At 41.4% G+C, this 4,832-nt stretch carries 5 protein-coding genes; 1 reads left to right on the top strand and 4 read right to left on the bottom strand.

All coding sequences use genetic code 11. The features are described from left to right. A partial coding sequence (locus AC1DVB_RS25170) for a Y-family DNA polymerase (RefSeq protein ID WP_477591498.1) occupies positions 1–1,209 on the bottom strand: 1,209 nt, incomplete at its 3' end. Positions 1,210–1,623: 414 nt separating this feature from the next. On the opposite strand from AC1DVB_RS25170, the gene AC1DVB_RS25165 reads away from it, so the two are divergent. Next, positions 1,624–2,283 carry a C40 family peptidase gene (locus tag AC1DVB_RS25165; protein WP_057278768.1) on the top strand — a complete coding sequence of 220 codons (660 nt, stop codon included), beginning with the start codon at positions 1,624–1,626 and terminating at the stop codon, positions 2,281–2,283. A gap of 51 nt (positions 2,284–2,334) precedes the next feature. Here AC1DVB_RS25165 and AC1DVB_RS25160 read toward each other — a convergent pair whose 3' ends face one another. The 3 genes from AC1DVB_RS25160 to AC1DVB_RS25150 all read right to left on the bottom strand — a co-directional run bounded on the left by AC1DVB_RS25160 (position 2,335) and on the right by AC1DVB_RS25150 (position 4,794). Beyond that, positions 2,335–2,862 (bottom strand): DUF3221 domain-containing protein, encoded by a 528-nt coding sequence (locus AC1DVB_RS25160; RefSeq protein WP_057278769.1) that lies wholly within the window; start codon positions 2,860–2,862, stop codon positions 2,335–2,337. Positions 2,863–3,011: 149 nt separating this feature from the next. Next, positions 3,012–3,803 carry an SDR family NAD(P)-dependent oxidoreductase gene (locus tag AC1DVB_RS25155; protein WP_095678600.1) on the bottom strand — a complete coding sequence of 264 codons (792 nt, stop codon included), beginning with the start codon at positions 3,801–3,803 and terminating at the stop codon, positions 3,012–3,014. Between the two features lie 22 nt (positions 3,804–3,825). Then, the gene (locus AC1DVB_RS25150; protein ID WP_328097946.1) at positions 3,826–4,794 is read right to left on the bottom strand and encodes an MBL fold metallo-hydrolase; all 969 of its coding nucleotides are present in this window, start codon (positions 4,792–4,794) and stop codon (positions 3,826–3,828) included. Positions 4,795–4,832: the final 38 nt, after the last annotated feature.

The raw sequence follows: 4,832 nt of genomic DNA, 5'->3' as shown, positions 1-4,832 counted from the left end.
TTCTGTATACGAAACGGCACGCAATAACGATTTGGCTCCATATTTGTGGCGGATTCGATCAACCGTGTAACTCAATTCCCGCTTCTTCCAGCGCGAAGCATCAAATAGAGTCAGCTGCATTTCATTATCATCCACAATATTCGAGAGTCTGACCTCTATGCTTCGAACCGTTTTTTGCTTATAGTTCTCATGGAAAAGCTCCAGGCAAACTTTATATAACTCCATCGTGATGTTGGTCGGTTCGTTAATCGAACGCGAACGATGGAAACCTCCGCCAAACTCATCCTTGCTGTAACCAATGCCTAGGCTCACCGTTCTTCCTGCCTTACGATGGGTGCGTGCCCTTCTTCCAACTTCTTCGCAAATTTCCAGCATGACCTGCTTTACCTCATGCTCATCCTTATAATCCCGCAGCAGGATTTGACTTTTGCCGAAGCTGACCTGCCCTTCGATGATCGCTGCCCCCATATCGGATAAATCTATTCCCCAGGCATGGTGGTAAAGCTGATTGCCCATAATTCCAAACTTCGCTTCAAGTAATTCAAGATCATAATTGGCAAGCTGCCCAACCGTAAATATACCCATTCCATGAAGGGTTTTTTCTACGCGCCTGCCGATCCCCCACATTTCACGAAGCGGGGAAATCGGCCAAAGTTTGCTTGGCACATCCTCATACTTCCATTCCGCAATCCCTTTATGTTTGGCTTCCAAATCAAGGCAAAGTTTTGCCATGAGCATATTCGGTCCAATTCCAATGGCACAGGGGAGCTGTAATTCCCGTTCAATTTCATCTTTTATCTTTTCAGCTATCATGCGGGCATCTCCCCATAAAGAAGCAGCACCATCGACTTTCACAAAACTTTCGTCCACACTATATACGTGAATCGCTTCTTTTGGCACATAACGGTTGAACAAGCGGGTGATTTCCGTCGAAACCCTTAAATAAGTCGCCATTTTAGGTTCAACGACGACAATCCTCGGGTCATTCGGGATCTCAAACATCCGTGAACCTGTCTTGATGCCAAATTCCTTCTTCATCTTTGGAGAAGCCGCGAGCACAATGCTCCCTGTCCTCTCCAAATCACCAACCACCGCCAAATAACAATCAAGCGGGTCCAGACCAAGCATGACCGCTGAACAGCTTGCATAAAAACTTTTCATATCGATACACATAATTGATTGTTTCGGCATCGTCCCATAATCCATCATTTCTTCACCCTAACAAGAATATACGTTCGCTTTATTATATTCATAACTTTAACCGAATATACGTTCTTATTCAATGGAAGTTTTCATACAAATTTCTACTTTTTATTGTAATTTCCTTAAAAAATATAATGGATACTAAAAATGGATAAAATACCAAATTTAAACTTAGTATCCAGATTGTTTTTTTGAAAAAGATTAATTGGTAGCTTGAATAATTTTAAGTAGGTCCATATGCTCGATTTTTTAAAATCCCTCCACCCTTTTCAACAGACTTTCGTCTACTCGGAAGCCAGTCTTAATGCTCATTTTTTGTAATGAAACTGTAACCAAAATTATGTCTATTTGTCATAATGGTATTGTAGGATAATATTGTTAAGAAATAATAGAGAGATAGATAGAGAGGAAATGAAAATTATGAAGAAATGGATCGCTTCAGCTGCTGTTGCATCTGCTATGATGCTAACCCCACTGCAAGCCTTTGCCAATATTGGAGACCAAACCCTCAGACCCGGAATGACACATAGTGATGTCAAACAACTACAACAACTATTAAAAACCAAAGGTTATTTCACATATTCAGGTTCACTGACTACATATTACGGCACCTATTCTGTATCAGCAGTAAAAAAATTCCAAAAAGCCAAAGGGTTGACTGCCGACGGAATTGCCGGCCGAGGCACATTTAATGCGCTTGGTGTTTATAAAGTCAATAATACTAGCTTGATCAGCTATGCAAAAACCTTAATAGGCAAACCCTACAAATGGGGCGGAACAACACCAACTGGATTTGACTGCTCAGGCTTCGTCTATTACGTATTCCAGAAATCTCAAGGAATTACCTTACCGCGTACAACATCCTTGCTCTATTCCAATACGGGTTTAAAAGTATCTTCACCAGCTAAAGGTGATCTTGTATTCTTTGATACTTCTTCTGGAAGAACAGGAGTATCCCATGTTGGGATCTATATCGGAAATGGCCAATTCATTAGTGCTACGTCTTCTAAAGGAATAACCATCACGGATATGGATAATTCTTATTGGAAACCAAAATATTTAGGTGCGAAAACTTTATAAAATCCAGGACAAACAACCGGACAGAATTCAAAGTGATTCAGTCCGGTTGTTTTATTTTATATATAATATTTCATCCGTTACATCCTCAACTGTCACAATGAATGAAGAATCCAAGTTGGAACGATTCATCATTTCGATATTATAAACATGCTCTGAGGGTAAATGTACGACTTCGAGAACCATGAATCGCTGACTTTCCGCTTTGCTGACATGATCGAGAGCAGCAATGACCGCCCTTTGTTCGGCTAAGCTGTTTTCATCCGTCAAAACCAGAATCAATTCAGCTTCCGCTTTCCCAGGAAATGATTTCTTCACCCCGCCCCGGTGCCATGGTTTCACTTTCATCCCGATTTCCAGTTCGGAATAATCAAGGTCATTACCATGTTGATCTTGAATATATGTATCATTGGTCACCTTATAGTACGTCCCTTTAATCAAAATCCTCTTATCGTCAAGATCCGTAATGAAACCTTCTTCCCCTTTATCAATGGATTCATCCATCTTCCAATCGGGGGATTGACAGCTGCCCAGTATAAAGGCGACAAATAAATATATATAAAGGTTTACAATCATCTTCATGAAAATCCCTCCTAATAGAAATAGACGGATTCCCATTGAAATAGTTACCCATTCAAATGATAACTTCGCTTAATTCAAAAGGGGAATGTCATCGAMATTCCCCTTTACCTATTATTGGACCATTTTTCGTCTGGTATCGAAAGACTAGCCTACTTTTTGAAAAATGCTTTTTTTCCTAATGTTTCGGTGATCTTCGGAAACATGTTATACCATTTCCCAGCTAAATTCATCCAGCCAGGGAGATTGATTTCCCTCTTGTTGGTCAGCATCGCAGCTACGATTTTAGCAGCGACATCTCCAGGCTTAAGCATGAATTTTTCAACGTTCTTTAAGTATGTACCTGATTCATCCGCAATGTTAAAGAAATTCGTTTCTATAGGGCCAGGATTGACTGTGGTCACAAAAACATGATCTTCCATCAGTTCGAGCCGAAGTGCGTTTGAATAGCCAAGAACTGCGAACTTGGTAGAAGAGTACAATGTTGATTTAGGAGTGGCGATTTTACCGGCCTGTGAAGCGATATTGATGATATGCCCCGATTTTCTCTGCTTCATATACGGCAGAACCAGCTTTGTGCAGGCCATTAAGCCAATGACGTTGACAGCAAACATTGCTTTCGTTTCATTTAATTCCGTATCCTGCGCTTCTTTAAACGTGCCGAAACCAGCATTGTTGACCAACACATCCACTTCACCTATTTGCTCATGGATATCATTAAAAACATTTGTCACCTGATCAGTGTCTGCAACATCAAGCTTATAGGCATATGCATCAATCCCATATTGGGTGATCAGTTCATTCTTTAGCAACAGTAATTTATCCATGCTTCTGGCCAAGAGGACGAGACGGCCTCCCTGTTTTGCACTTTGAATGGCAACTTCCTTGCCAATCCCTCCGGAAGCACCGGTAATAACAATAACTTTACCTTGTAACTTATTCAAAAAAAGCGGCCTCCTTCGAACATTAAGCGATTGAATACAGAATGACCCCTGATTGGATTTCTGTTTGGACTTCACCCAAGTCTTCTAAATAGTCCAGCTGACCGACCGTTTCCGAAAGTGTGAGGCCCACTTCCTGAAGGTATACTTTCGGAAACAACTGCTGACACACTTCAAAGACAGATAAAGGCTTATCTTGAAGCATGCTTTTCACTTGCATGGCACGGTTATGCTGCCGATCGAATCTATATTGAATCAAGTCTGCAACTGCATCTCCTGCCACTTCAGATCCATGTCCTGAGTAAACAGTGGATATGGGGAAATCCAATAATTTTTGAAGTGATGCATTATATTGCAGTAACGGACGAGGCCTCATGCCTCCAGGGAGTAAAGGTGGTTCCATTAATGGGTTAGGTGAAATCTTGGCAAGCAAGTGATCGCCAGCGATCATGACCCCGTCACTTTCCCGATAAAAAGATAAATGGCTTTGCGCATGCCCCGGAGTCTCAATCACTTTCCAGCCTGGAAGACCAGGGAGCTCATCCCCCTCAGCTAAATATCCATGCAGCTTCCGTTCACTAAGGAAACGGATTTCGTCGCGGTTATGGGTCAGTTTATTTTTCAGCTCTTCTGCCACTCCGAACTTTGAGGCATAATCAAGGAAAAAACGATTATGGGTTTCAAGGAACTCATCACTGATAGTCAGCCAGCGCTGATTATTTTTGTGTCCATAAACCGGGATATCCTTTTCAAAGAAATCGAGTGCACCAGCATGATCGGGATGATGATGGGTTAAAATGATTTGTTCGATATCAGTCAGTTTCAGACCTAAATCCCCAAGACCGTTAGTCAAGGCTTCCTTTGAACGTTTGGTTTTCACACCAGTATCGATTAATGTTAAAGCATCCCCTTTAACGACATAAACATTCACATCACCCACTGCAAACGGCGTKGGCAAAGCAATTTTCGCAATATCTCCATTCCAATTCGCCATAATCTTTTCCACCTTAGAAAATTATATTTATATAAATC

The organism is Peribacillus sp. P4_D6, from assembly GCF_056401795.1.
This window is presented reverse-complemented; position numbering and strand designations above follow the sequence as displayed.